General features: G+C 71.9%; 19 protein-coding genes and 1 riboswitch. Of the genes, 14 read left to right on the top strand and 5 right to left on the bottom strand.

Going from position 1 to position 22,873, the window contains the following annotated elements; all coding sequences use genetic code 11:
* Nucleotides 1-198 precede the first annotated feature (198 nt).
* From IO39_RS46895 to IO39_RS46885, 3 genes are all read left to right on the top strand, one after another.
* Nucleotides 199-1,692 (top strand): glycoside hydrolase family 13 protein, encoded by a 1,494-nt coding sequence (locus IO39_RS46895; RefSeq protein WP_043639375.1) that lies wholly within the window; start codon nt 199-201, stop codon nt 1,690-1,692.
* Between the two features lie 136 nt (nt 1,693-1,828).
* Nucleotides 1,829-3,259: a HAMP domain-containing sensor histidine kinase gene (locus IO39_RS46890; RefSeq protein ID WP_043639372.1), complete on the top strand. Its 1,431-nt coding sequence runs from the start codon at nt 1,829-1,831 to the stop codon at nt 3,257-3,259.
* Between the two features lie 114 nt (nt 3,260-3,373).
* Nucleotides 3,374-4,192 carry an SAM-dependent methyltransferase gene (locus IO39_RS46885; RefSeq protein ID WP_052424287.1) on the top strand — a complete coding sequence of 273 codons (819 nt, stop codon included), beginning with the start codon at nt 3,374-3,376 and terminating at the stop codon, nt 4,190-4,192.
* A 73-nt stretch (nt 4,193-4,265) separates the two neighbouring features.
* Here the strand turns inward: IO39_RS46885 and IO39_RS46880 are convergent, their stop codons facing one another.
* The gene (locus IO39_RS46880; protein ID WP_043639369.1) at nt 4,266-5,606 is read right to left on the bottom strand and encodes a cation:dicarboxylate symporter family transporter; all 1,341 of its coding nucleotides are present in this window, start codon (nt 5,604-5,606) and stop codon (nt 4,266-4,268) included.
* 108 nt (nt 5,607-5,714) lie between these two features.
* Here IO39_RS46880 and IO39_RS46875 point away from each other — a divergent pair, with 108 nt between their 5' ends.
* The 5 genes from IO39_RS46875 (at nt 5,715) to IO39_RS46850 (ending at nt 12,248) form a co-directional block, all read left to right on the top strand.
* Nucleotides 5,715-7,208 carry a sensor histidine kinase gene (locus IO39_RS46875; RefSeq protein ID WP_052424251.1) on the top strand — a complete coding sequence of 498 codons (1,494 nt, stop codon included), beginning with the start codon at nt 5,715-5,717 and terminating at the stop codon, nt 7,206-7,208.
* On the top strand, nt 7,205-7,888 hold the full coding sequence (locus IO39_RS46870) for a response regulator (RefSeq protein WP_043639363.1): 684 nt from the start codon (nt 7,205-7,207) through the stop codon (nt 7,886-7,888). Before IO39_RS46875 ends, IO39_RS46870 begins: the two co-directional genes overlap by 4 nt.
* A 73-nt stretch (nt 7,889-7,961) precedes the next feature.
* Nucleotides 7,962-10,004 (top strand): N-acetylneuraminate synthase family protein, encoded by a 2,043-nt coding sequence (locus IO39_RS53900; protein WP_084774666.1) that lies wholly within the window; start codon nt 7,962-7,964, stop codon nt 10,002-10,004.
* A 25-nt stretch (nt 10,005-10,029) separates the two neighbouring features.
* A complete protein-coding gene (locus IO39_RS46855) occupies nt 10,030-11,010 on the top strand; it encodes a glycosyltransferase family 2 protein (protein ID WP_052424250.1) in 981 nt (326 codons plus the stop codon).
* A 2-nt stretch (nt 11,011-11,012) separates the two neighbouring features.
* Nucleotides 11,013-12,248 (top strand): polysialyltransferase family glycosyltransferase, encoded by a 1,236-nt coding sequence (locus IO39_RS46850; protein ID WP_043639360.1) that lies wholly within the window; start codon nt 11,013-11,015, stop codon nt 12,246-12,248.
* On the opposite strand, the gene IO39_RS46845 is transcribed toward IO39_RS46850, so the two are convergent.
* Together IO39_RS46845 and IO39_RS46840 are read right to left on the bottom strand one after the other, a co-directional pair.
* Nucleotides 12,232-13,398 (bottom strand): DUF6716 putative glycosyltransferase, encoded by a 1,167-nt coding sequence (locus IO39_RS46845; RefSeq protein WP_043639358.1) that lies wholly within the window; start codon nt 13,396-13,398, stop codon nt 12,232-12,234. The genes IO39_RS46850 and IO39_RS46845 overlap by 17 nt on opposite strands.
* On the bottom strand, nt 13,399-14,340 hold the full coding sequence (locus IO39_RS46840; protein WP_052424249.1) for a hypothetical protein: 942 nt from the start codon (nt 14,338-14,340) through the stop codon (nt 13,399-13,401).
* Between the two features lie 110 nt (nt 14,341-14,450).
* On the opposite strand from IO39_RS46840, the gene IO39_RS46835 reads away from it, so the two are divergent.
* From IO39_RS46835 to IO39_RS46825, 3 genes are all read left to right on the top strand, one after another.
* A complete protein-coding gene (locus IO39_RS46835; RefSeq protein ID WP_439331509.1) occupies nt 14,451-15,260 on the top strand; it encodes an aldo/keto reductase in 810 nt (269 codons plus the stop codon).
* 111 nt (nt 15,261-15,371) lie between these two features.
* Nucleotides 15,372-16,325: a Gfo/Idh/MocA family protein gene (locus tag IO39_RS46830; protein WP_169789242.1), complete on the top strand. Its 954-nt coding sequence runs from the start codon at nt 15,372-15,374 to the stop codon at nt 16,323-16,325.
* Nucleotides 16,326-16,441: 116 nt separating this feature from the next.
* Nucleotides 16,442-16,578: riboswitch (cyclic di-AMP (ydaO/yuaA leader) on the top strand.
* Between the two features lie 12 nt (nt 16,579-16,590).
* Nucleotides 16,591-17,292 (top strand): CHAP domain-containing protein, encoded by a 702-nt coding sequence (locus tag IO39_RS46825; RefSeq protein ID WP_043639346.1) that lies wholly within the window; start codon nt 16,591-16,593, stop codon nt 17,290-17,292.
* A 183-nt stretch (nt 17,293-17,475) separates the two neighbouring features.
* Here IO39_RS46825 and IO39_RS46820 read toward each other — a convergent pair whose 3' ends face one another.
* On the bottom strand, nt 17,476-18,306 hold the full coding sequence (locus tag IO39_RS46820; protein ID WP_084774664.1) for an alpha/beta fold hydrolase: 831 nt from the start codon (nt 18,304-18,306) through the stop codon (nt 17,476-17,478).
* 58 nt (nt 18,307-18,364) lie between these two features.
* Between IO39_RS46820 and IO39_RS46815 the strand changes: the two genes are divergently transcribed.
* Complete coding sequence (locus IO39_RS46815) at nt 18,365-19,228, top strand: LysR family transcriptional regulator (protein WP_043639340.1); 864 nt, start codon at nt 18,365-18,367, stop codon at nt 19,226-19,228.
* 430 nt (nt 19,229-19,658) lie between these two features.
* Nucleotides 19,659-20,309: a 2'-5' RNA ligase family protein gene (locus IO39_RS46810; RefSeq protein WP_169789241.1), complete on the top strand. Its 651-nt coding sequence runs from the start codon at nt 19,659-19,661 to the stop codon at nt 20,307-20,309.
* Between the two features lie 45 nt (nt 20,310-20,354).
* Here IO39_RS46810 and IO39_RS46805 read toward each other — a convergent pair whose 3' ends face one another.
* Nucleotides 20,355-21,107 carry a hypothetical protein gene (locus IO39_RS46805; protein WP_043639335.1) on the bottom strand — a complete coding sequence of 251 codons (753 nt, stop codon included), beginning with the start codon at nt 21,105-21,107 and terminating at the stop codon, nt 20,355-20,357.
* A 415-nt stretch (nt 21,108-21,522) separates the two neighbouring features.
* On the opposite strand from IO39_RS46805, the gene IO39_RS46800 reads away from it, so the two are divergent.
* Nucleotides 21,523-22,860: an ABC transporter substrate-binding protein gene (locus IO39_RS46800; RefSeq protein ID WP_043639333.1), complete on the top strand. Its 1,338-nt coding sequence runs from the start codon at nt 21,523-21,525 to the stop codon at nt 22,858-22,860.
* The last annotated feature ends 13 nt before the right edge of the window (nt 22,861-22,873 follow it).

Here is a 22,873-nt window from a genome sequence, read left to right as displayed (position 1 = left end):
AGAATTGGAAGAACTTGCGCAAGAGCGTTACCGGATGCACACCCGTTCCGCGCTTTCGACCTGCCGGGTACCCTCGACCAACGAGATGGAGGCCCTCTGCAAGTTTCCGAAACTTGCACTTGACCGTCCACAGGTGATCGCGACATCGTTGATCAGACCATCACCCGACATCTCGGGTCATCCGGGGGAAGGACAACCATGCTCGGCAATGACGACTGGTGGCGTGATGCCGTCGTGTACCAGGTGTACCCGCGCAGCTTCGCCGACGCCAACGGCGACGGCACGGGCGACCTGGAAGGCGTGCGCCGCCGCCTGGACTACCTGGCCGAGCTGGGCGTGGACGCCATCTGGCTGAGCCCCTTCTACACCTCCCCCATGGCCGACGGCGGCTACGACGTGGCCGACTACCGCGACGTGGACCCGATGTTCGGCACGCTGGCCGACTTCGACGCGCTCGTCGGCGACGCCCACGCCAAGGGCATCAGGGTCATCGTGGACCTGGTGCCCAACCACTCCTCCGACCGGCATCCCTGGTTCCAGGCCGGCCTGCGCGACCGGTACGTCTTCCGCGACCGGCCCAACGACTGGGAGTCCATCTTCGGCGGCCCCGCCTGGACCCAGGTCGAGGACGGGCAGTGGTACCTGCACCTGTTCGCGCCCGAGCAGCCCGACCTCAACTGGGACAACCCCGAGGTGCGCGCCGAGTTCCGCGACATCCTGCGCTTCTGGCTCGACCGGGGCGTGGACGGCTTCCGGGTGGACGTGGCGCACGGCATGGTCAAGGCCGAGGGGCTGCCGGACGTCGGGCGGAAGGACGGGCCGCAGGCCGAGATGCTGGGCGACGAGCAGGTGCCGTACTTCGACCAGGACGGGGTGCACGACATCTACCGCGAGTGGCGGCCGATCCTCGACTCCTACCCCGGCGGGCGCATGGCCGTCGCCGAGGCGTGGGTCTCCTCGCCCGAGCGGCTGGCCCGCTACGTGGGGCCGGACGAGCTGCACCAGGCGTTCAACTTCGAGTTCATGATGGCCGACTTCCACGCCAAGTCGTTCCGTACCGTGATCGAGAAGTCGCTGAAGGAGGCCGACCTGGTCGGCGCGCCCACCACGTGGGTGCTGTCCAACCACGACAAGCCGCGCCACGTCACCCGGCACGGCGGCCTGGCCCGCGCCCGCGCCGCCACCCTGCTCATGCTGGCCCTGCCCGGCTCGGCCTACCTCTACAACGGCGAGGAGCTGGGCCTGCCCGAGGTGCTCGACCTGCCGGACGAGCTGCGCCAGGACCCGGCGTTCCGGCGCCGCGGCGAGAGCCGCGACGGCTGCCGGGTGCCGCTGCCCTGGACCTCCTCCGGCGACCTCGGCTGGCGCGACCCGTGGCTGCCGATCCCGGCCGGCTGGGCGGCGCTGTCGGCCGAGGCCCAGGAGGACGACCCCGGCTCCACGCTCAACTTCTACCGGGCCGCGCTCAGGCTGCGCAGGCGCCACCCCGCGCTCGGCGGCGGCACGCTGAGCTGGCTCGACACGCCGAAGGACGTGCTGGCCTTCGAGCGCGACCCCGGGCTGGTCGTGGTGCTCAACACCGGCGAGCAGCCGGTGCGCCCCGGCGTGACGGGCGAGGTGCTGCTGGCCAGCGGCCCGCTGCCGGACGACGGCACCGTCCCGCCCGACACGACCGTCTGGCTCCAGCGCTGACGATGGAGGAGACCTTCCGGGCCGGCCCGACCGTCTGACGGCGGAAACCCTCCCGCCTGGCTCCAGCGCTGACCATTGGGGAAACCTTTCCCCTTACGCGGCAATTGTCAGTGATCACGCTCGGTAGCCTCGTGGGATGGCACCCTGGTGGGCCAGGTCCCTGCGGGGACGCGTCACCCTCATCGCGACGGCCGTTGCGGCCCTCGTGCTCATCCCCGTGGCCATCGTCGGGGTGATCCTGACCAGGTCCGTGGTCGCCTCGGCCGTGTTCGCCCAGACGCGCGACACGGCCGAGCGGGTCGCGTTCGAGATGCGCGGGGGCGCGCTGCCCATGGGCTCCACCGTGCCGGTGCCCAACCCGTCCGTGGACCTGATCCAGGTGGTCGGGTCCGACGGGCGGCTGCTGTCCACGAGCGACGCGGCCCGGAACCTGCCGCCGCTCAGCGACGTGCGCCCGAGCGCGGAGAACCGGGTCGTCAACACCACGAACTGCCTGCCGACCGAGTGCGTCCACCTGTCGGCGGTACGCGTCAGCATGCACGCCGGCTCCCCCATCGTCTACGCCGGCCGCAGCACCCCCGGCGTGCTGCGCACGCGCACCCTCGAAGCCGTCGTGATCGCGGAGGTCGCGCTGCTCATCGGGCTGGCGGCGGCCGCCACCTGGCTGGTCACCGGGCGGGCGCTGCGGCCGGTGGCGACCATGCGCGCCGAGCTGGACGCCGTACACGCCGGCGACCTCAGCCACCGCGTCACCCAGCCGCCGGGCGACGACGAGGTGGCCCAGCTCGCCCGCTCCGTCAACGGCACCCTGGCCCGCCTGGAACGCTCCGCCGAGCAGCAGCGCCAGTTCGCCTCCGACGCCTCCCACGAGCTGCGCACCCCCATCGCCGGGCTGCGCGCCCAGCTGGAGAGCGCCCAGCTCTATCCGGCGGACACCGACGTGGAGGCGCTGGTCACCAGCGCCCTGCGCGACACCGACCGGCTGGAGGCCATCATCACCGACCTGCTGCTGCTGGCCAGGATCGGCTCCCGGGTGGACGTCGTCAGGGAGCGCGTGGACCTGGCCGACCTGGTGCGCAAAGAGCTGGCCGTGCGCAGCGACAAGCTGCCCGTGCGGGTGGACCTGGCCGAAGGGGTCGTGGTGGAGGGCGTACGGCTCCAGCTCGCCAGGGTCCTGTGCAACCTGCTGGACAACGCCCAGCGGCACGCCGAGCACACCGTCCGCGTCACGGTCGCCAGGGAGAGCGGCCGGGACGGCCGCGCGAACGGACGGAACGGCCGCGCGAAGGGACGGAACGGCCGCGCGAGCGGACGGGAGAGCGGCGGTGACGGCGGGGACGTCGCGGTGCTGGCCGTGGAGAACGACGGCGCCGAGATCGCCGAGGCCGACCGCGAGCGCATCTTCGAGCGCTTCACCCGCCTCGACGCCGCCCGCAGCCGCGACGCGGGCGGCACCGGGCTGGGCCTGGCGATCGCGCGGGACGTGGCGATGGCGCACCGCGGCCGCATCAGCGTGGAGGACCTCCCGGGCGGCGCCCGCTTCGTCCTGCGCCTCCCGGCCGTGTGACCCCGCGTCGTCCTGCGCCTCCCGGCCGTGTGACCCCGGCCTTGCCGGAATACGGCCCGCCGGAAGGGACGATTCGGTGGATTTCCCTCGCGGTGGTAGTGGATCATGGGGCGCATGACGGAGCAGGCCCCGCAGGGCGTGAACCCCCACATTCCCAACGCGGCGCGGATGTACGACTACTTCCTCGGCGGCAAGAACAACTTCAAGGCCGACCGTGACCTCGGCGACATGGTGCTGGGCGTGATGCCCGAGGTCCGCGACGGCACCAGGGAGAACAGGGCGCTGATCGGGCGCGTGGTGCGGTACCTGTGCGAGCAGGGCGTCACGCAGTTCCTCGACCTGGGCTCCGGCCTGCCGGCCCAGGAGAACGTGCACGAGGTGGCGCTGCGCCACGCCCCCGAGGCCCGCGTGGTCTACGTGGACAGCGACCCGGTGGTGGCCGCGCACGGCAGGGCGCTGCTGGCCGACCCCGACCGCGTGGCGATGGTGCTGGGGGACGTGCGCAGGCCGGAGGAGATCCTGTCCGCCCCCGAGGTGCGCGAGCTGCTCGACTTCGACCGGCCGGTGGCGGTGCTCATGATGTTCGTCCTGCACCTCATCGGCGACCAGGACGAGCCGCAGCGCTTCGTGGCCGCCTATCGTGACGCGCTCGCGCCCGGCAGCTACCTGGCCGTCTCCCACGTGACCAACGACGTCGCCACCGAGCGGACCGCCCAGGTCACGGAGTTCTACCGCAAGGCCGACGCCGACTTCACCCCGCGGCCGGGCACCGAAATCCGCGCCTTCTTCGGCGACTTCGAGCTCATCCCGCCGGGCCTGGCCACCGGGCTGCCGCCGCACCAGGTCTGGCCGTTCGCCGACCCGCTCAACCCGGTCTTCGTGGACGAGGACCTGGCCCGCATGGCGTACGCGGGCATCGGCCGCAAGCCGTGACCCGGGCCCGTCCCGGCCCTCGCGTGCCCGGCCGGGCCCGTCGTCACGTCCGCCGTGACCTCATGGCCTCACATCAGTGGCGGGCCGCCGCCGGGACGCCCGCGGCGGCGTCCGCCACGCCGGGCGGGTCATCGTCGTCGTCGAGCAGGGTGGCCTCGTCGAACGGCGCCTGCCCGGCCAGCACCCGGCCCGCGCGCTCCCGGTCGAACCCGCCGGTCCAGGTGCCGACGAGCACGGTGGCCACGGCGTTGCCGGCGAAGTTCGTCAGCGCCCGCGCCTCGGACATGAAGCGGTCGATGCCGACGATGAGGCCCACGCCGTCCACCAGCTCGGGCCGGTGCGCCTGGAGGCCGCCCGCCAGCGTGGCCAGCCCGGCGCCGGTGACGCCCGCCGCGCCCTTGGAGGCGATCATCATGAACAGCAGCAGCGCCACCTGCTCCCCGAACTCCAGCGGCGACCCGGTGGCCGTGGCGATGAACAGGGTGGCCATCGTCAGGTAGATCGCGGTGCCGTCGAGGTTGAAGGAGTAGCCGGTCGGCACGGTGATGCCGGCCACGGCCTTGCTCACGCCCAGGTGCTCCATCTTGGCGATGAGCCGCGGCAGGGCGGTCTCGGAGGACGAGGTGGACAGGATGAGCAGGAACTCGCGGCCCAGGTAGCGCAGCAGCGACCACAGGTTGATCCGGGCGACCAGCCACAGGATCGCGCCGAGCACCACGCCGACGAACAGCGCGCACGTCACGTAGAAGGCGATCATGATGATGGCCAGGCTCTTGAGCGCCTCGATGCCGGTGGCGCCCACGACGGCCGCGATCGCCCCGAACGCGCCCACCGGCGCCGCCCACATGATCATGGCGAGGATGCGGAACACGAGCCGCTGGAAGTGCTCCACGCCGCGCAGGATCGGCGCGCCCTTGGGCCCCATGGCCTGCAGCGCGAAGCCGGTGAGCAGCGCGACGAGCAGCGCCTGCAGCACGGAGCCGTCGGTCAGCGCCGACACGACCGTCTCGGGGATGATGCCGAGCAGGAAGTCGACCGTGCCGGACTCGGCGCCCTTGGCCGCCTCGGCCTCGGCCGCCTGCCTGGCGCTGTCGGTGAGCTGCAGGCCGGAGCCGGGGTCGATGACGTTGCCCACGATCAGGCCGATGACCAGCGCCACCGTGGACATGACGATGAAGTAGCCGAGCGCGAGCCCGCCGACCTTGCCGACCTGGGCCGCCTGGCGGACCGAGCCGATGCCCAGCACGATCGTGCAGAAGATGACGGGGCCGATCACCATCTTGATCAGCGCCACGAAGCCCGTGCCGAGCGGTTTGAGCTCCTTGCCGACGTCCGGCCAGACGAAGCCGACCAGGATGCCGAGCAGGACCGCCACGATGACGGCCAGATAGAGATAGCGAGTGCGATCGCGCATAGGGGGGTTCTCCGTGCATTTGGAGGGACCTTTTCGTTGTGCGACTATGCGCCTCACCAGTGATGCAGGTCACTATTGCGTAAGTTTCGTACACGGAGGGGTGTGAGCATGCGGCGCTGGAGCCTGGCGGGGCAGATGCTGGTCCTGCAGTTGCTCGTGGTCGCCGTCACCGCGGCGGGCGGCGCGGTGCTCGCCCTGGTCCAGGCGCACCGGCTGCTCACCGAGGAGGCGGGGGCCACGGCCACGGCCGTGGCGGTCAGCGTGGCGGTCTCGCCCGACGTGCTGGCGGCCCTCGCCGGGGGCGATCCCAGCGCGCGGCTGCAACCGTACGCGGAGCGCGTCCGGACGGCGACGGGAGTCGACTTCGTCACGATCATGAAACCGGACGGCACCCGCTACACCCACCCGAACCGGGCCGAGATCGGCAAGCGGTTCCTCGGCCACATCGAGCCGGCGTTGCGGGGCGAGACGTTCACCGAGACCTACACCGGCACGCTGGGCACCTCCAAGCGCGCGGTCGCGCCGGTCATGACCGGCGGGCGGGTGCGGGCGCTGGTCAGCGCCGGCATCACGGTCGACCGGATCAGCGCCAGGCTGCGCGACCAGCTCGCCTGGGGCGGCCTCATCGTGGCGCTCGCGCTCGGTCTGGGCGCGGCCGGCACGTGGCTGGTCACGGCCCGGCTGCGCCGCCAGACGCACGGGCTGGGCCCGGTCGAGCTGGGCCGCATCCACGAGCACCACGACGCGGTCCTGCACGCCGTCAGGGAGGGCCTGCTGCTGATCGGCGGGGACGGCACGCTGACGCTGTGCAACGACGCGGCCCGGCTGCTGCTCGGCCTGCCCGCCGACGCCGAGGGGCGGCACGTGGGCGAGCTGGGCCTGGGCGAGGTGGTGGCCTCCGACGAGGAGCGCATCCACCTGGTGGGCGACCGGGTGCTGGCCGTCAACAGCGCGGCGAGCAGGCTCGGCACGGTGGTCACCGTACGCGACCACACGGAGCTGCAGGCGCTGACCGGCGAGCTCGACGCCGAGCGCGGCTTCGCCGACTCGCTGCGCTCGGCCGCGCACGAGGCCGCCAACCGGCTGCACACGGTGATCACGCTGGTGGAGCTGGGCCGTACCGAGCAGGCGGTGGCGCTGGGCACGGCGGAGTTGCGGGCCGCCCAGGAGCTGACCGACCGGGTGGTGGCCGCGGTGCGCGAGCCGGTGCTGGCGGCGCTGCTGCTGGGCAAGAGCGCCGAGGCGGCCGAGCGCGGCTGCGAGCTGGTGATCAGCCGCGACAGCGAGCTGGACGACCCGGGCCTGGACGCCCGGGAGCTGGTCACGATCGTGGGCAACCTGATCGACAACGCCATCGACGCGGCCGGCCGGGTGGAGGTGCACCTGGGCACGGACGAGCACGGCGTGCTGATCAGGGTGGCCGACGACGGGCCGGGGCTGACCGGGCCGGCGGCGTTCGAGAAGGGCTGGACCACCAAGGGCGACGGGCACGGGCTGGGCCTGGCGCTGGTGGGGCAGGCGGTGCGGCGGCTGGGCGGCACCATCGAGGTGGCGGGCTCGGTGTTCACGGTGCGGCTGCCGGTGCCGGAGCGGCGACGATGACGGGCCGGGGCGCGGCCATCTCCGTGCTGGTCGTCGAGGACGAGGAGATCACCGCCGAGGCCAACCGCATCTACGTGGAGCGGGTGCCCGGCTTCGAGGTGGCCGGGGTGGTCAGGTCGGGCGGCGAGGCGCTGCGGTTCCTGCGCGGCCGGCCGGTGGACCTCATCCTGCTCGACCTCTACCTGCCGGACATGCACGGGCTGGAGGTGTGCCGGGCGGTGCGGGCGGGCGGCCTCATGTGCGACGTGATCGCGGTCACCTCCGCGCGCGATCTGGCCATGGTGCGTTCAGCGGTGAACCTGGGCATCTCGCAGTACCTGCTCAAGCCGTTCACGTACGCGACACTGGCCGAGAAGCTGGCGCGTTACGCCCGGTTCAAGGAGGAGTCGGGCCTGGCGGCCGGGCAGGGCGACGTGGACCGGGTCCTGGGCACCCTGCGGGCCCCCTCGGAGCTGCCCAAAGGCATGGCCCGCGACACCCTCGGCACCGTCGCCGCGCGGCTGCGGGAGCGGCCGGAGGGGGTGGGGGCGCAGGCGGTGGCGGACACGATCGGGGTCTCCCGCGTGACGGCGCGGCGCTACCTGGAATACCTGGTGGAGCTGGGGGTGGCGGTCCGTGTCCCGCAGTACGGCGGGGTGGGCCGGCCAGAGTTGCTCTACCGGATCCCCATGGAAAGTTAATGACGGTGACGCTGGCCGTTCAATCCGGCCCTCTAGCTTCTGGGTGCAATCCGATGCACTGAGGAGACACACCTTGCGAGTCCTGGCCGTAGTTCCCGCCCGCGGAGGTTCGGCGGGCGTACCCCTGAAGAACCTCGCCCTGGTCGGGGGCGTCCCGCTGGTCACCCGGGCGGTGCGGGCGTGCCTGCGCGCCGAGCTGGTCGACGAGGTCGTCGTCAGCACCGACCACGACGGGATCGCCGAGACCGCCAGGCAGGCGGGCGCGACCGTGGTGGAGCGCCCCGCGGAGCTGAGCGGCGCCACGGCCTCCAGCGAGTCGGCCGTGCTGCACGCGCTCGACACCCTGGGCGAGGACCCCGAGGTCGTCGTGCTCGTCCAGTGCACCAGCGCGTTCATCGACCCCGAGGACCTGTCGGCGGCGGTGCGCAAGGTGCTGGACGGCGAGGCCGACTCGGTCGTGTCCGGGCTGCCCACGCACGAGTTCCTGTGGACGGCCGCCGGCGCCGGCGTCAACCACGACCCGGCCGTGCGGCAGCGCCGGCAGGACCGCGAGCCGGAGTACCGCGAGAACGGCGCGTTCTACGTCATGCGCACCGCCGGCCTGCGCGAGCACGGCCACCGCTTCTTCGGCGAGGTCGCCGTGCAGCCGGTGCCGGCGCGGCACGCCATCGAGATCGACAACCCGGAGGACCTGGAGCTCGTGCGCGCGCTCGCCCCGTTCATCGACCGGCCCGAGCCGATCGACGTGGACGCCGTCATCACCGACTTCGACGGCGTGCACACCGACGACCGCGCCTACGTCGACTCCGAGGGCCGCGAGATGGTGCTGGTCAGCCGCTCCGACGGGATGGGCGTGTCGCTGCTGCGCCGCTCCGGGGTGAAGGTGCTGATCATGTCCACCGAGCAGAACCCGGTGGTGGCCGCCCGCGCCCGCAAGCTCGGCGTGCCCGTGCTGCAGGGCCTGGCCGACAAGCGCACCGTGCTGCGCGACTGGCTGGCCATCGAGGGCCTCGACCCGGCGCGCGTCGCCTACGTCGGCAACGACGTCAACGACCTGGGCCCGATGGCCGAGGTGGGCTGGCCGGTCGCCACGCCCGAGGCGCACCCGAAGGTGCGCGCCGCCGCCCGCGTGGTGCTGACCACACCCGGTGGGTCCGGCGCGGTGCGCGAGCTGTGCGACCGCGTCGTGGCCGCCCGGCCCGAGCCGGCCGCCGCCCTCACCGAGGTGCGCGAGCGGCCCAGGCTCGGCCCCGTGGCGATCGGCGACGTCCTGGTCGGCGACGGCGAGCCGGTGTACGTGATCGGCGAGATCGGCATCAACCACAACGGCGACATCGATCTGGCCAGGAAGCTGATCGACGTGGCGGCCGAGGCGGGCTGCCAGGCGGTCAAGTTCCAGAAGCGCACCCCCGCGATCTGCGTGCCCGAGGAGCAGAAGGGGCAGATCAGGCAGACGCCGTGGGGCGAGATGACGTACCTGGAGTACAAGGAGCGCACCGAGTTCGGCCGCGACGAGTACACGCAGATCGCGAAGTACTGCGACGAGCGCGGGCTGCACTGGTTCGCCTCCCCGTGGGACGTGCCGTCGGTGGAGTTCCTGGAGGAGATGGACGTCCTGGTGCACAAGGTGGCCTCGGCCAGCGTGGCCGACCACGAGCTGCTGCGCGCCCTGGCCGCCACCGGCAAGCCGATCATCCTGTCGACCGGCATGTCCACGCTGTCGGAGATCGACGCGGCCGTGGAGATCCTGGGCACCGACCGGCTCATCATGATGCACGCCACGTCCACGTACCCGCTGCCTCCGGAGGAGGCGAACCTGCGCACGATCATCACGCTCAAGGAGCGCTACGGCGTGCCCGTCGGCTACTCCGGGCACGAGCGCGGCCTGCAGATCTCGCTGGCCGCCGTCACGCTCGGCGCGGTGTGCGTGGAGCGGCACATCACGCTCGACCGCACCATGTGGGGCTCCGACCACGCCGCCTCGCTGGAGCCGTCCGGGCTCGAGCACCTCGTCCGCGACATCCGCATCATCGAGCAGGCCATGGGCGACGGCGTCAAGCGCGTCTTCCCCGGCGAGGAGGCTCCGAAGGCCCGCCTGCGCCGGGTGACCGTCTGACCGTTCCCACCAGGAGACACATCCCTTGATCACGCTCTCGGTCGTCGTGCCCGTGCGGGACGGCGAGCGCTTCATCGCCGACGCGCTCACCTCGCTGTCCCGCAACGCGCGCCCCGACTTCGAGTTCATCGTCGTGAACGACGGGTCCGTGGACGCCACGGGCGACATCATCGACGACTTCATCGGTGAGCTGCCCGGGCTGGTCGTCGTGCGCAACCCCGCCCCGGTGGGGCTGGCGGACGCGCGCAACACGGGCCTGTCGGCCGCGACCGGCCGGTACGTCACGTTCATGGACGGCGACGACTGGCTCGCCCCCGGCTACCTGGCACGCCTGGTCGAGGCCATCGACGGGCTCGGCTGCGACTTCGTCCGCGTCGACCACGTGCAGGTCGAGGGCCGCAAGCGGGTCGTGCACCGCGCCCCGCTGGCGCGGCGGGGCGCGGTGCTCGACCCCCGCGACGCGATCCTGCCCGCCGGGGTGCGCACCATGGTCGACTACCCGTACGCGTGGGCCGGGATCTACCGGCGCTCGCTGCGCGACCTGCTGCACTTCCCCGGCTCCCTGCACACGGCCGAGGACCGGCCGTGGATCTGGCGGCTGCACCGGGAGGCCGCCACGTTCGCGGTGGTGTCGCTGGCCGGGCTGTTCTACCGGCGGATGGTGCCGGGCTCGCTGACGCAGGTGGGCGATGAGCGCCAGCTGCACTTCTTCGACGCCTTCGAGCTGGTCATGAAGGACCTGGAGCCGGAGTTCCTGCCCAAGGCGGTGCGGAACTTCTGCGCGCTGCTCGCCCACCACCTGGAGATCGGCGAGCGGCTCACGCCGGCGCTGCGCGCCCGCTTCGAGGAGCGCGGCGCGCAGATGGTGCGCGGGCTGCCGCCGGACCTGGTGTCGGAGTCGGTGTCGCGGATGTCCGCCGAACGCGAGGCCACCCTGCGGGCCCTGGTGCCCGACCTGCCCCCCAGCCCGCACGTCCGGGTCCGCCGCGACCGGGAGGAGTCCTAAAGGTGAAGCTCTTCTACGCCTCGACGTTGTTCGGGGCGATGTCGCTGGCGGCCGCGATCGACGACGGCCGGTTCGGCGACGGCCGCCGCGTCCTGGTCGTCTCCAACAACGCGGCCATCCCCGAGGTGGCGACGCCGCTGGACGAGACGCCCGGCTTCGCCGTGCTGCGCTCCCGCTTCGACGCCGTGCACTCGTGGAACGAGCTGATCGCGCCGCTGCACCCCTCCGACTGGCGGGCGCGCGTCATCGAGGTGCCGATGATGGAGCGCCTCATCCGCTCCCACTGGGGGCTGGAGGAGGTGGAGGAGCTGGTGCTGGAGTCGATCGCGGTGCCGCCGGCGCGGACGATCGCGGGGCTGGTGCGCGACTGCCCGATCTCGGTCTACTCCGACGGGCTGATGAGCTACGGCCCGACCCGCGACCCGCTGCCGGCCGAGATCTTCCGCCGCATCGGCCGGCTGATCCACCTCGACCTGGTGCCGGGCCTGAAGCCGCTGCTGCTCAGCGAGTACGGCGTCACCCCCGAGATCCTGCCCGAGGAGCGTTTCCTGTCGGTCGTGCACGAGGTCACCGCCACGGCCCCCGACATGCTCGCCGGGCAGGCGATCATCCTCGGCCAGTACCTGTCGGCGCTGGAGATCGTCACGCCGGAGGAGGAGGCCGGCCTGCACGAGAGCATGCTGAAGGCGCTGGCCGCGCGCGGCTGCACCAGCGTCGTGTTCAAGCCGCACCCGGCGGCGGGCCGCCGGCACGCCCAGCTCATGCGCGCCGCGGCCGAGCCGCTGGGGGTGCGGCTGTCGGTGGCCGGGGAGAGCGTGCCGGCCGAGGTGTGCTTCGCGGCGCTGCGGCCGGAGCTGGTCGTGGGCTGCTTCTCGACCGGGCTGGTGACCGCGCAGCGCTACTTCGGGCTGCCGGTGGCCTCCTACGGGACGGACCTGGTGCTGGAGCGGCTGACGCCGTACGAGAACAGCAACAGGATCCCGGCCACCATCGTGGACGCGATGCTGCCCCGGCTGTCGGCGCAGGGGCACATCGAGCGCCCGCCGGTCACCGACCTCCAGGCGCTGGTGCGCTCGGTCGGCTACTGCATGCAGGCCGACACCTATCCCGATCTGCGGCCCGAGGCCATCACGTTCGATCCGCGCTACTACAAGCGCAAGCGCCTGGAGACGCTGGGCTTCGCCGACAAGCCCAGCGCGTTCACCAGGTTCCGCAGGAAGATCAGGTCAGCGATCTGAGGTAGCGGCGCATGCGGCGCTTGGCCCGGTATCCCGCCCGCAACATCCTGGGCGGCACCTCCACCCGGAGGCGGGCCCGGCGCCGCGCCGCCGCGTGCTCCGGCCCGTCGAGCAGCGAGACGGCGGGCGTCCGCGGCCCCTCGGCCACCAGCCCGCCCAGCAGGGCCGCCCAGTCGTCGCGCTCGGCCGGGTGGAAGTAGTTGGCCGCGCACCAGGCGGCGGAGGCGGCGCGGAAGTCGCCCTGCGCCAGCTCGTCGAGCGTGCCCAGCAGGTCGCTGCCCTCGAACACCAGGTTGATCATCTCGGCGCTGACGCCGAAGTCGCTCAGCACCAGCGACGGCACGCCCATCGCGACGGCCTCCAGCGCCGCCGTCGAGCTGACCGTGACGAAGCCGGCCGCCTGCCGGAGCTGGTCGTGCATGGACCCGGCGGCGAACCTCAGCCGTCCCGGCTCGCCCATCTCTCGCCACAGCCGCTGGTAGTGGAAGCGCTCGTTGTGCGTCTGCCGCTCGTCCTCCAGCGCGCGCAGCTTGACCACGACGTCCAGGTCGGGGCGGCGGGCGGCCAGCTCGGCCAGCGACGTCAGGATGCGCTCGCGCTGCTCGCGCTCGCGCGGCACCTTGGCCTGGGTGGCGAACACCACCCGGTCGCCGCCCCGCGCGGTCAGTTCGGGCCGCAGGAACGGCAGCCGGGCCAGGCCCACCGCCCCTCCCCCGCCGAGCCGGGCGGCGATCCGCGAGAACTCGGCCACCTCCCGCTCGCTGTGCACCACGAACAGGTCGCAGCCGCTGCGGAACAGCCACGCCTTCTCCGTGGCCGGCACCGAGATGCCCGGCAGCCCGCTGGCGAACACCGGCCGCGGGCTCAGGTCGCCCAGCACCTCGGCCACCAGCACGTCCACCACCGGGCCCGTGCAGGCCACGAGGATCACGTCGGGACGGATCCGCTCGGCCAGGCGGCGCACCGAGCGCGCCGACAGCACCGGCGGGGCCGGCCGGCCCTCGACCGCGGCGGCGATCTGCTCGGGCGAGGGGGCGATCGGGGTGCGCACCACGACCAGCTCCGTCACGCAGCCCGCGGGCAGGTCACCGAGCAGGCAGGCCGCCCATTTCAGATACGAGTCGGAGTCGGCGACCGCCAACACTTTCACCTAGGACACTCCGGTCAAATGCGAGCGCAGGGCGGGCGCCGCCCTGCTGGTCCACCAGTCATCGGGAACGTCCACGGGCTCGACGGCGACGCCGCGCGGGGTGAGCAGCACCCGCAGCGAGGTGATCGCGGTCGAGGGGAGGCTGAGCACGCGCTGGCCGGACTCCAGGCCGCGCAGCGTCAGCTCGGCCGGCACGCCGACGTCGTGGACGGTGATGCCGGGGCGCTCCCGGATCAGCGCGACGTCCACGGGGTCCTCGCGGCGGTGCGGATAGTACGCCAGCGGCTCGCGGGCGGCCAGCTCGGTCAGCCAGCGCAGGTAGTGGTCGCGGTGGACCAGGCCGTTGCGCACGAGCGAGGTGCCGAGCACGACCGTGCGCTCGGCGGGGCCCTGGGCGCTGGGCGGCTGGGAGCGCAGCCAGGCGAAGTCGTGGCGGACGAGGTGCACGCCCGCCTCGCGGACGGCCTGTTCGAGCTTGTCGTCCACGGTCAGGGCGGTGAAGACGGAGACCTTGCTCAGGCGCAGCCGCAGCGCCGCCGCCAGGCCCAGCGCGGCGCGCAGCCTGGTCGGCCGGGCGCGGGCGCGCAGCAGCGGCTTGCGCGGCCCGCCGGCGAGCAGCTCCAGCAGCCGCAGCGTGGCCAGCCCGTCGTCCACGATGACGATGCGGCCGGGGCTGGAGACGAGCCAGCGCAGCTGCACCTTGCCCGAGAAGGCGTCGCCGACGGCCTGCACGCGCCTGGGCATGCGCTCGCGCGGCTCGGCCAGCTCCAGGCCCCCGGGCAGCCCCAGGGAGCGCAGCTCGCGCCTGGTCGCCTTCAGCGGCCGCAGGCCCGCGCGCGGCACGACGACCGTCTCGGGGCCGAGGAGCCCGGCGTGGTGGGCCTCGACGGCGCACAGCATCTGGAGCGGTGACTCCACCCAGGCCGACGCCTGTTCGACCACTCGTTGCCCTCCCAGCGGGGTGATGGCCCGTTCACGACCGCTTCAAGCTAGCCCCACCGGCTTAAGCCGCCAGAAACGCTGCGTGAACAATGGAGGGTATGAATTCGCTCATGCTCAGCACGACCGGCGTCCAGATCCCGCAGCTCGGGTACGGAGTCTGGCAGGTCCCGGCAGAGGAGGCCGAGCAGGCGGTCTCGACCGCCCTGCAGGCCGGATATCGGCACATCGACACCGCCGCCGCCTACGGCAACGAGGAGGGAGTGGGCCGCGCGGTGCGCGCGAGCGGGCTGCCGCGCGAGAAGGTGTTCGTGACCACCAAGCTGTGGAACGGCGACCACGGCCGCGCCGAGGCGGCCTTCGACGAGAGCCTGGCCCGGCTCGGCCTCGACTACGTGGACCTGTTCCTCATCCACTGGCCGGTGCCCGCGCAGGACAAGTACGTGCAGGCCTGGAAGGAGATCGAGAAGGTCCACCGTGACGGCCGGGCCAGGGCCATCGGCGTCTCCAACTTCACCGTGGCCACGCTCACCCGGCTGATGGAGGAGACCGAGATCACCCCGGCCATCAACCAGATCGAGCTCCACCCCTACCTGCAGCAGCGGGAGATGCGGGCCTTCCACGAGGCCAACGGCATCCTCACCGAGGCGTGGAGCCCGATCGGGCAGGGCAAGGGGCTGCTGAACGACCCGGCCCTGGCGGTGCTGTCCGGCAAATACGGCAAGACGCCCGCGCAGATCGTGCTGCGCTGGCATCTGCAGCTCGGCAACGTGGTCATCCCCAAGTCGGTGACGCCGGCGCGCATCGCGGAGAACATCGACGTCTTCGACTTCATCCTCGACACCGAGGACATGGCGGCGATCGGCGCGCTGAACAAGGGACAGCGGCTCGGCCCCGATCCCGAGACGTTCAACGCGGCCTGAGTGACGTTTGTGACTGACGTTCCATGATTTACTCCGGAGTGGTCCCGGAAAGGTAATGCCGATTCATCCCGACATGACCGGAATTTTACCTTTCGGGATACGATCTGCCGCGTGCGAGATTTCACTTGGGGAATTGCGGCGACCGGCGGCATAGCCCGCACCGTGGGCGCCGCCATCGTGGCGGAGCCCGGCATGCGGGTGGCCGCCGTCGGTTCGAGAGACCTGGCCAGGGCCCGTGCCCTGGCCGCCACGCTGGGGGCGGAGTCGGCGTACGGCTCGTACGAGCAGTTGTGCGCCGACCCGGCCGTGGACGCGATCTACGTGGCCACGCCGCACGCCCAGCACCTCCAGGTCGCCGAGGCGGCCATCGCCGCAGGTAAAGCCGTGCTCTGCGAGAAGCCGCTGGCGGCCACCGTGGACGACGCGGAGAAGATGGTGCGCCTGGCGCGAGAGGCGGGCGTGTTCCTCATGGAGGCCATGTGGATGCGCTTCAACCCGCTCATCCAGCGCATCGCGGCCGACGAGCGCTTCGGCGACCTCCGCTCGGTGCAGGCGAGCTTCGGCTTCGCCGCGCCCTACGACCCGGCCCACCGGCTGTGGGCGCCGGAGCTGGGCGGCGGCGCCCTGCTCGACCTGGGGATCTACCCGTTCGGGCTGGCCCAGCTGCTGCTGGGCATGCCCACCGGCCTGCACGTCACCGGCTCCCTGGCCCCGACGGGAGTGGACGCGGAGGTGGCCGGCCTGTTGCATTACCCCGGCGGGAGACACGCTCTCGTGGCCGCTTCATTGCTCGGGAATTACCCCAACCAGGCGTGTGTTGTAGGTAGTCAGATGCGGGCGGACCTCCAGGCGCCGTTCTGGGCACCGCAGCGAATCGTCCTCACCGGGCCCTCCATGGAGCCGGAAGAGCATGTGCTCGATCCGGCCGACAACGGATACGCCGGTGAGCTTCGAGAAGTCCGCGCCGCCACGGCCGAGGGCAGGACCGAATCCTCGATCATGCCCCTTGACGAATCCCTTGCGATGATGGGACTTCTGGCCGACGCTCGCAGGCAACTTGCCTAGCTGCGCTTTATGGATTTGTAATCCTCTTGCCTCATGTATTACCTTATGAGGCACCTTGAGGCATACGTCCGGTTTGTCCGGCTATGTCTGACCATCGCACGATAGATCACAGGATCGTCCTGTGACCGCTGAATCCGCTTCACGCGGAACCGGGGACCCATGTCCTTTGGGGTGAATCGGCACCTAGGTGCCGTAGGGCAGCTTCCACGCCCGAACCCGTCAGCTAACCCGGTAAGCGGCATGGAAGCAAGGAGTAACCCCCTCGATGGCCAAGCACCGTATCGACGCTGTCAAGAAGAACCTCACGCGCGCCGCTCTCGGCGCGACCGTCCTCGCCTCGGGCCTCGGCGTCACCGCCGCCGCCCACGCGGACACCGCCACCGGAGTAGCCGCGGCCACCGCCGCCAAGCACCCGGCCACGGCCGTCGCCGCCCACAAGGCCGCGACCGACGACCGTACCGAGACCAAGGTCAACGTCACCGCCGACCAGGTTCTGGCCCTGGCCAAGTCGCAGGTCGGCACCTCGGAGAACGCCGCCGGTGGCGGCACCAAGTACCAGCAGTGGTACGCCGCCTCGCAGCGCGCCGCCGAGACCATCGCCCGTGACGGCGGCAACCGCACCGCGTACGTGAACGCCCCCTGGTGCTCGATGTTCGTCTCCTGGGTCGGCGAGCAGACCGGCGCCCGCCCGCAGGTCGGCTGGGACGCCTACACCGTCGCCCACGCCAAGTGGTTCGCCGCCAACGACCGCTGGGGCACCGTCGCCAAGCCCGGCGCCGTGGTCTTCTTCTCGTGGAGCGGCAGCAAGAGCCTCAGCGACATCCAGCACGTCGGCTTCGTCGTGAAGGACAACCAGAACGGCACCATCTCCACGATCGAGGGCAACACCGGCAACGGCAAGGTCGAGGAGCGCATCCGTCCCAAGTCGCAGGTCGTCGGCTACGGCTACCCGCAGTACGCCGGCTGACGGCGCCTGGCCTGACAGGCTCTTTGCCTTCCGTGTGACTTCCGAGCGCGCGTCCCCTTGCGGGGGCGCGCGCTCGTCGCGTTCCCGGACGCGTCACACCGGCCCATCGGACCGGCCCGTCGCCACCGACGTGTCAGCCTGCCTGCCGGACCGCCTGTCACACCGGGCCATCGGACCGGCCCGTCACGAGCCGGTGCACTCCAGGAAGAACTCGGCCAGCGCCGACGCCACCCGCTCCGGGTCGTTCTCCATCGGGATGTGGCCCGCCGCCGGGACGCGCACCAGCCGGGAGCCGGGCATCTCCGAGACGAAGCGCTCCGCGTGGCGCACCTCCTGGAAGGTGTCGTCCTCCCCCCACACCAGCAGCTTGGGCGTCCGGTCCGCCCTCAGCGCGGGCACCAGGTCGAGGGTGTAACGGCTGTCGGCCGCGCCCGCCAGCGCCAGCCACGACCGGCAGACCCGCGGGTCGTGCCAGGGCGAGAGGTAGTCGGCCAGCTCCTCCTCCGTCGCCGGGCGGGCCAGCGCGGCCGTCACGGCCGTGCGCCGGGCGGCCAGCACCTCCTCGGCCGTCGTCGCCGCCACCACCTCGGGATCGCGGAACCTGGCCACCCCCGGCACCGGCCAGGAGTCGTAGGTGACGGAGTTGACCAGCGCCAGCCCGGACACCTTCGCCACCCCGCCGGCCAGCAGGTGCTGGGCGATCGCGCCGCCGATGTCGTGCCCGGCCACGGCGAGCGGCTCCGCCGCCCCCACCGCCGCCGCGAAACGGCCCACCCACTCCGCCAGCGCGGGCACCGTCGCGGTCTCCGGCGTCAGCTCTCCCTCCGAGCGTCCCAGGCCCGGCAGGTCGACCGCGACCGGCCGCAACCCGGCCGCCGCCAGCCGGTCGATCACCGGCTCCCACACCCTGCTCCAGTACGTGCCGTGCACCAGCAGCACCACCGGGCCCCGCGTGCCCGCCGTCAGATAGCCTGCCTGCCGCCCGTCAACGTCGATCGTCATTCGCTTGGACATGCCATAACCATCGTGTTCTGCTCTATGCCCCGTCAAATACCAACTAAGGTATGCCGGTATGACATTGGCGCAGCTCCGCGTGCTGGTCGCGGTCGCCGACCACGGCGGCTTCACCGCCGCCGCCGAACAGCTCGGCATGTCCCAGCCCGCCGTCAGCCGGGCCGTCGCGACCCTGGAGCGCGAGCTGGGCGGGGCCCTGTTCGTACGCCACCGCGACGGCATCGCCCTGACCGAGGCCGGCCGCCGCGCGCTGGCCCGCGCCCGCGCGGCGCTGCGCCACCTCGACCTCATGCGCGCCGACGTCGCCGCCGCCACCGGCAGCATCACCGGCGAGCTGCGCCTGGCCAGCCTGCCCAGCGCCACCGGCACGCTCGTCGCCCGGCTGCTGCGCGCCTTCACCGACCGCTACCCGCAGGTCCGCGTCCGCCTGTTCGAGGGCGTGGACGACGACATCCGCGAATGGCTGCGCCGTGGCGCCGCCGAGGTCGGTGTCGTCACCCTGCCCGCCCCCGGTTTCCACACCGCCCACCTCAGCACCCACGACATGGTGGCCGTGCTACCGGCGGGCCATCCGCTGGCCGGCCGCAGGGCCGTGCGCCTGCCCGACCTGGCCGGACGGCCGTTCATCCTGACCACCGCCGGCTGCCGGCCGCTGATCATGGGGGCGGCGCAGGCGGCGGGCGCCGACCTGGAGGTCGCCTACGAGGCCAGCGGGCCGGCCGCCATCCTGGAGATGGTCGCCGCGGGGCTGGGGGTCAGCATCGTGCCCACGCTCGGTTTGCCCGCCGACCTGCCCTCGGTGGTCACCCGGCCGCTGGAGCCGGCGATGACGCGGTCGCTGGCGCTGGCCGTCCCGTCGCTGTCGGACTGCGCGCCCACGGCACGCGCCTTCCTGGACGAGCTGGCCGCCTTCGCCGTGTAGACCCGGCACACGCCTTCCCGGGCGAGCCGGCCGCCTTCACCCTGCAGATCCGGCAGGCGCCTTCCCGGGCGAGCCGGCCACCTTCGCCCTGCAGAGCCCGTGCCGACGCCGCCCGCCCCGCCAGGGGCGTGAGGCTCGGGTGAGAATTCTTCTGACTCTGTGTGAATGGCCCACAGCGGAGCGTTCCCGGAGGGAGAATGGGCGGCGAAACGCGGACGCGCCTGTCCGCCCTCCCCGGGCGAGAAAGGGACACGCGATGCCACCCCCCGATTTTCCTCCCTGCGCCGTACGGCCCGGCACACCGTCATGGGCCCCGCTCCCGGACCCGCCCGCCGGCGGCCCGTCCGCCACGCCGCCCCGGCCCCGGCCGCCGGCTCGGGCGGATCGTTCACTCCCGTCCCGCGGTCCCGACGATCGGAAGGCTCAAGGCGTGGCTGAGGCCCGGATGCGCGATCACTGGTGGTGGCGGCCCGGATGGCGGGCCGGCCGCCGCACCTACGCCTTCCACCTCACCTTCCAGGACCAGCCGGCGCTCCACCGGCTGGTCGCCGCCTATCAGGCGCCCCTGTCGGCCCTGGACGGCCTCGACCTGATCCCGTACCGCTGGCTGCATCTGACCCTCCAGGACGTCGGCTTCACCGACGAGGTGGGCGACGCCGACCTCACCGCCGTCGCCGGGGTGGCGGCGGGCCGGCTGACCTGCGCGGCGCCGATCCGGCTGACCTTCACCCGGCCGGTCATCGCCCCGGAGTCGCTGCGGTTCGAGGTCCGGCCGGCCGGGCCGCTGCGGGCGCTGCGGCGGGCCCTGCGCGAGACGATCGCCGGCGTGCTGGGCCACGGCCGGGTGCCCGGCCGTGAGGAGCGATGGGTCCCGCACGTGAGCATCGCCTACAGCAACGCCGACGGCCCGATGGAGCCGTACGCGCGGGCGCTCGGCGGCGTGCGGTCCGAGCCGGTGACGGTCACCGTGCGCGGAGTCCAGCTCATCGTCCTGGAGCGCGACGACCACCTCTACCGCTGGGCCACCAAGGCGACCCTCCCGCTGTCCGCCACCGTGCCGGGGCAGCGCCCGGGGCCTTGAGAGCGCTTCCTCCGAAGCCCCGCGGGGCCGGAAGGGCTCCGCGGGTCAGCGGAAGGAGGTGGTCACCGTGCCGGGGGCCGGCGCCTTGATCGACACCTTGCCGCCCCACCCGGTGTAACGGCTGTCCACGGTGACGATGTTGGGCTCCCCCTCCACCTTTATGGCGTACGTGCTCTGCACCCTGCTCACCAGCCCCGACGCGGCCAGGGTGAGGGTGTAGTCGACCTTGACGCCGTGGTCCTCCTTGCGGATGCCCGCCCGGGCGACCCAGTCCGAGACCTTCCTGAGCTCCTTGACCGTGATCGTGCCGGTGACGGAGCGCCCCTTGGTGCTGCCGTTCCCGATGAGCTTGGCGAGGGTCTTGGGCTCGGCCGGGTTGATGAACTGCGCCCAGGAGTCGGGCATGCCGCCACCGGCCCTCTTGAACCAGGTCTTGCCCTCGGGCATCAGCCTCGCGTAAACGCCGCCCGAGTGGTAGGCGGTCTTGCCGATGGCGATCGTCCGCCGCTGCTCGTCGCCGTACTTCCAGGAGAAGTCGAAGCCGACGACGCCCTTCTCGCCGAACTGGAAGGAGCCCTTGCTGTCCCGGGTGCCCTGCGAGTTGGTGCCGTCGGACCAGGTGACGGTGTCGGTGAAGTGCACGCCGCGGCCGGGGGCGAGCTTGGCCTTCAGCGCGGCGACCGGGTCCTTGGGCGCGGCCTGGGCGGGCCCGGCTTGGGTTGGCGCGGCCTGGGCGGGCGCGGCGGCCGTCGTCAGCGCGGCGGCGCAGGCCACCGCCAATAAGATCGTCTTCTTCATGGCAGGCGATCATGCCGGAGCGGGGTCACGACCTGGAGCCCAAGCTCCGGCCCGCCGGCAATCGTTACCCGGATGATGCGCGGCGCCGCGCGCCCGCGGCGACCCCGGCGATCGGGGGGTGACCGGGGGTGTGACCGGGGGAAAGGGCGCGGTGTTGCGGGTGACATGCCCTTGATGTGACACAAAAGGTGCCTCTTGAGGTGGGAGCGCTCCCAATCAGCTCTTTGGGTGTTTTCGCGCCAAAAATCCTGTTTTTGAGTGCTAAACCGCACCATTGGTAACGGTTACGTTTCGCGGGATTGACGCGCAGACCCCACAAGTGCACCCTTTGTGGGAGCGCTCCCAAAGACTCCCACCGCGGCTGAGTGCATGCCGCGGTGCTTCCCCCCACCATTCACCCGAGAAGGGGTCCACCATGATGATCAGCAAGCGCCGTGGTCTCGCCGCGGCCTCGGCCCTGGCCGCGGCGGCGCTGGCCGTCGCGTCCTGTAGCAGCTCCGGCACCGGCACGCAGTCCAGCGCGCCGGCCTCCTCCGGAGCGGCCGAGCCGATCACGATTCGCGTGCAGACCTTCGGCGGCGGCAGCAACTTCGGCTACAAGAACGCCGTCGAGAAGTGGAATGCCGAGCACAAGGACATCCAGATCAAGCACGAGAACCTGACCGACCAGTTCGAGCAGCAGTACTGGCCCCAGATGATCCAGTGGCTGACCTCGGGCAGCGGCGCGGGCGACGTGGTCGGCATCGACGAGGGCGGCATGGGCCTGGCCAAGGCGCGCACCGAGTGGTGGGCCGACCTGAAGGAGTACGGCCTGGAGTCGCGCAAGGGCGACTTCCCCGCCTGGAAGTGGGAGAACGGCGTGGCCGCCGACGGCAAGCTGTTCGCCCTGGGCACCGACATCGGCGGCATGAGCATCTGCTACCGCAAGGACCTGTTCGAGAAGGCCGGTCTGCCGACCGAGCGTGACGAGGTCAGCGCCCTGTGGCCGACGTGGGACGAGTACATGAACGTCGCCAAGAAGTTCCAGGACAAGGTGAAGGACACCAAGTTCGCCGACGGGACGAACACCCTCTACCAGGTGGTCCTGTACCAGGAGGCGGCCAAGAACGGCAACGTCACCTACTTCGACAAGGACAACAACCTCATCGTCGACAAGAACCCGGCGGTGAAGGCGGGCTTCGACTTCGCCCAGAAGATGAGCCAGCAGGGCCTGACCGCCAAGCTGCGCAACTTCACCGACGAGTGGGCGACGGGCACCCAGAAGGGCTCGTTCGCCACGGTCGGCTGCCCGTCCTGGATGCTCGGCGTGGTCAGCGGCAACGCGGGCGACGACGCCAAGGGCAAGTGGGACGTGGCCTCGGTGCCCGGCGGCGGCGGCAACTGGGGCGGCTCCTGGCTGGCCGTGCCCAAGCAGTCCAAGCACCCGAAGGAAGCGGCCATGGTGGCCGACTACCTGACGCAGGCGCAGACCCAGGCGAGCATCTTCACCGACTTCGGCAACATGCCGAGCAACACCAAGGCCCAGCAGGACCCGGCGGTGCAGGGCGCGAAGAACGAGTTCTTCGACGACGCCCCCATCGGTGAGATCTTCGCCAAGTCCGCCTCCAGCCTCCAGCCGGTCTTCCTCGGTGTGAAGCACGCGCAGGTCAAGAACGCCATCGAGTCGGTCATCCAGGGCATGGACGACGGCTCCGTCCCCTACGACAAGGCCTGGCAGCAGCTGGTCGACGACGCGGTCAAGGCCGCGGGCTGATCCTCCCGCCCGG

The sequence above is a fragment of the Nonomuraea candida genome (assembly GCF_000725485.1).
GTDB lineage: Bacteria > Actinomycetota > Actinomycetes > Streptosporangiales > Streptosporangiaceae > Nonomuraea > Nonomuraea candida.
The sequence above is the reverse complement of the archived record's forward strand: the minus strand, read 5'-3'. Positions and strand labels throughout refer to the sequence as shown.

What these genes read in the sequence shown, in the direction of transcription:
- IO39_RS46895 (WP_043639375.1), top strand. Translation starts at nt 199, where the DNA reads ATGCTCGGCAATGACGACTGGTGGCGTGATGCCGTCGTGTACCAGGTG.
- IO39_RS46890 (WP_043639372.1), top strand. Translation starts at nt 1,829, where the DNA reads ATGGCACCCTGGTGGGCCAGGTCCCTGCGGGGACGCGTCACCCTCATC.
- IO39_RS46885 (WP_052424287.1), top strand. Translation starts at nt 3,374, where the DNA reads ATGACGGAGCAGGCCCCGCAGGGCGTGAACCCCCACATTCCCAACGCG.
- IO39_RS46880 (WP_043639369.1), bottom strand. Translation starts at nt 5,606, where the DNA reads ATGCGCGATCGCACTCGCTATCTCTATCTGGCCGTCATCGTGGCGGTC.
- IO39_RS46875 (WP_052424251.1), top strand. Translation starts at nt 5,715, where the DNA reads ATGCGGCGCTGGAGCCTGGCGGGGCAGATGCTGGTCCTGCAGTTGCTC.
- IO39_RS46870 (WP_043639363.1), top strand. Translation starts at nt 7,205, where the DNA reads ATGACGGGCCGGGGCGCGGCCATCTCCGTGCTGGTCGTCGAGGACGAG.
- IO39_RS46835 (WP_439331509.1), top strand. Translation starts at nt 14,451, where the DNA reads ATGCTCAGCACGACCGGCGTCCAGATCCCGCAGCTCGGGTACGGAGTC.
- IO39_RS46825 (WP_043639346.1), top strand. Translation starts at nt 16,591, where the DNA reads ATGGCCAAGCACCGTATCGACGCTGTCAAGAAGAACCTCACGCGCGCC.
- IO39_RS46820 (WP_084774664.1), bottom strand. Translation starts at nt 18,306, where the DNA reads ATGTCCAAGCGAATGACGATCGACGTTGACGGGCGGCAGGCAGGCTAT.
- IO39_RS46815 (WP_043639340.1), top strand. Translation starts at nt 18,365, where the DNA reads ATGACATTGGCGCAGCTCCGCGTGCTGGTCGCGGTCGCCGACCACGGC.
- IO39_RS46805 (WP_043639335.1), bottom strand. Translation starts at nt 21,107, where the DNA reads ATGAAGAAGACGATCTTATTGGCGGTGGCCTGCGCCGCCGCGCTGACG.
- IO39_RS46800 (WP_043639333.1), top strand. Translation starts at nt 21,523, where the DNA reads ATGATGATCAGCAAGCGCCGTGGTCTCGCCGCGGCCTCGGCCCTGGCC.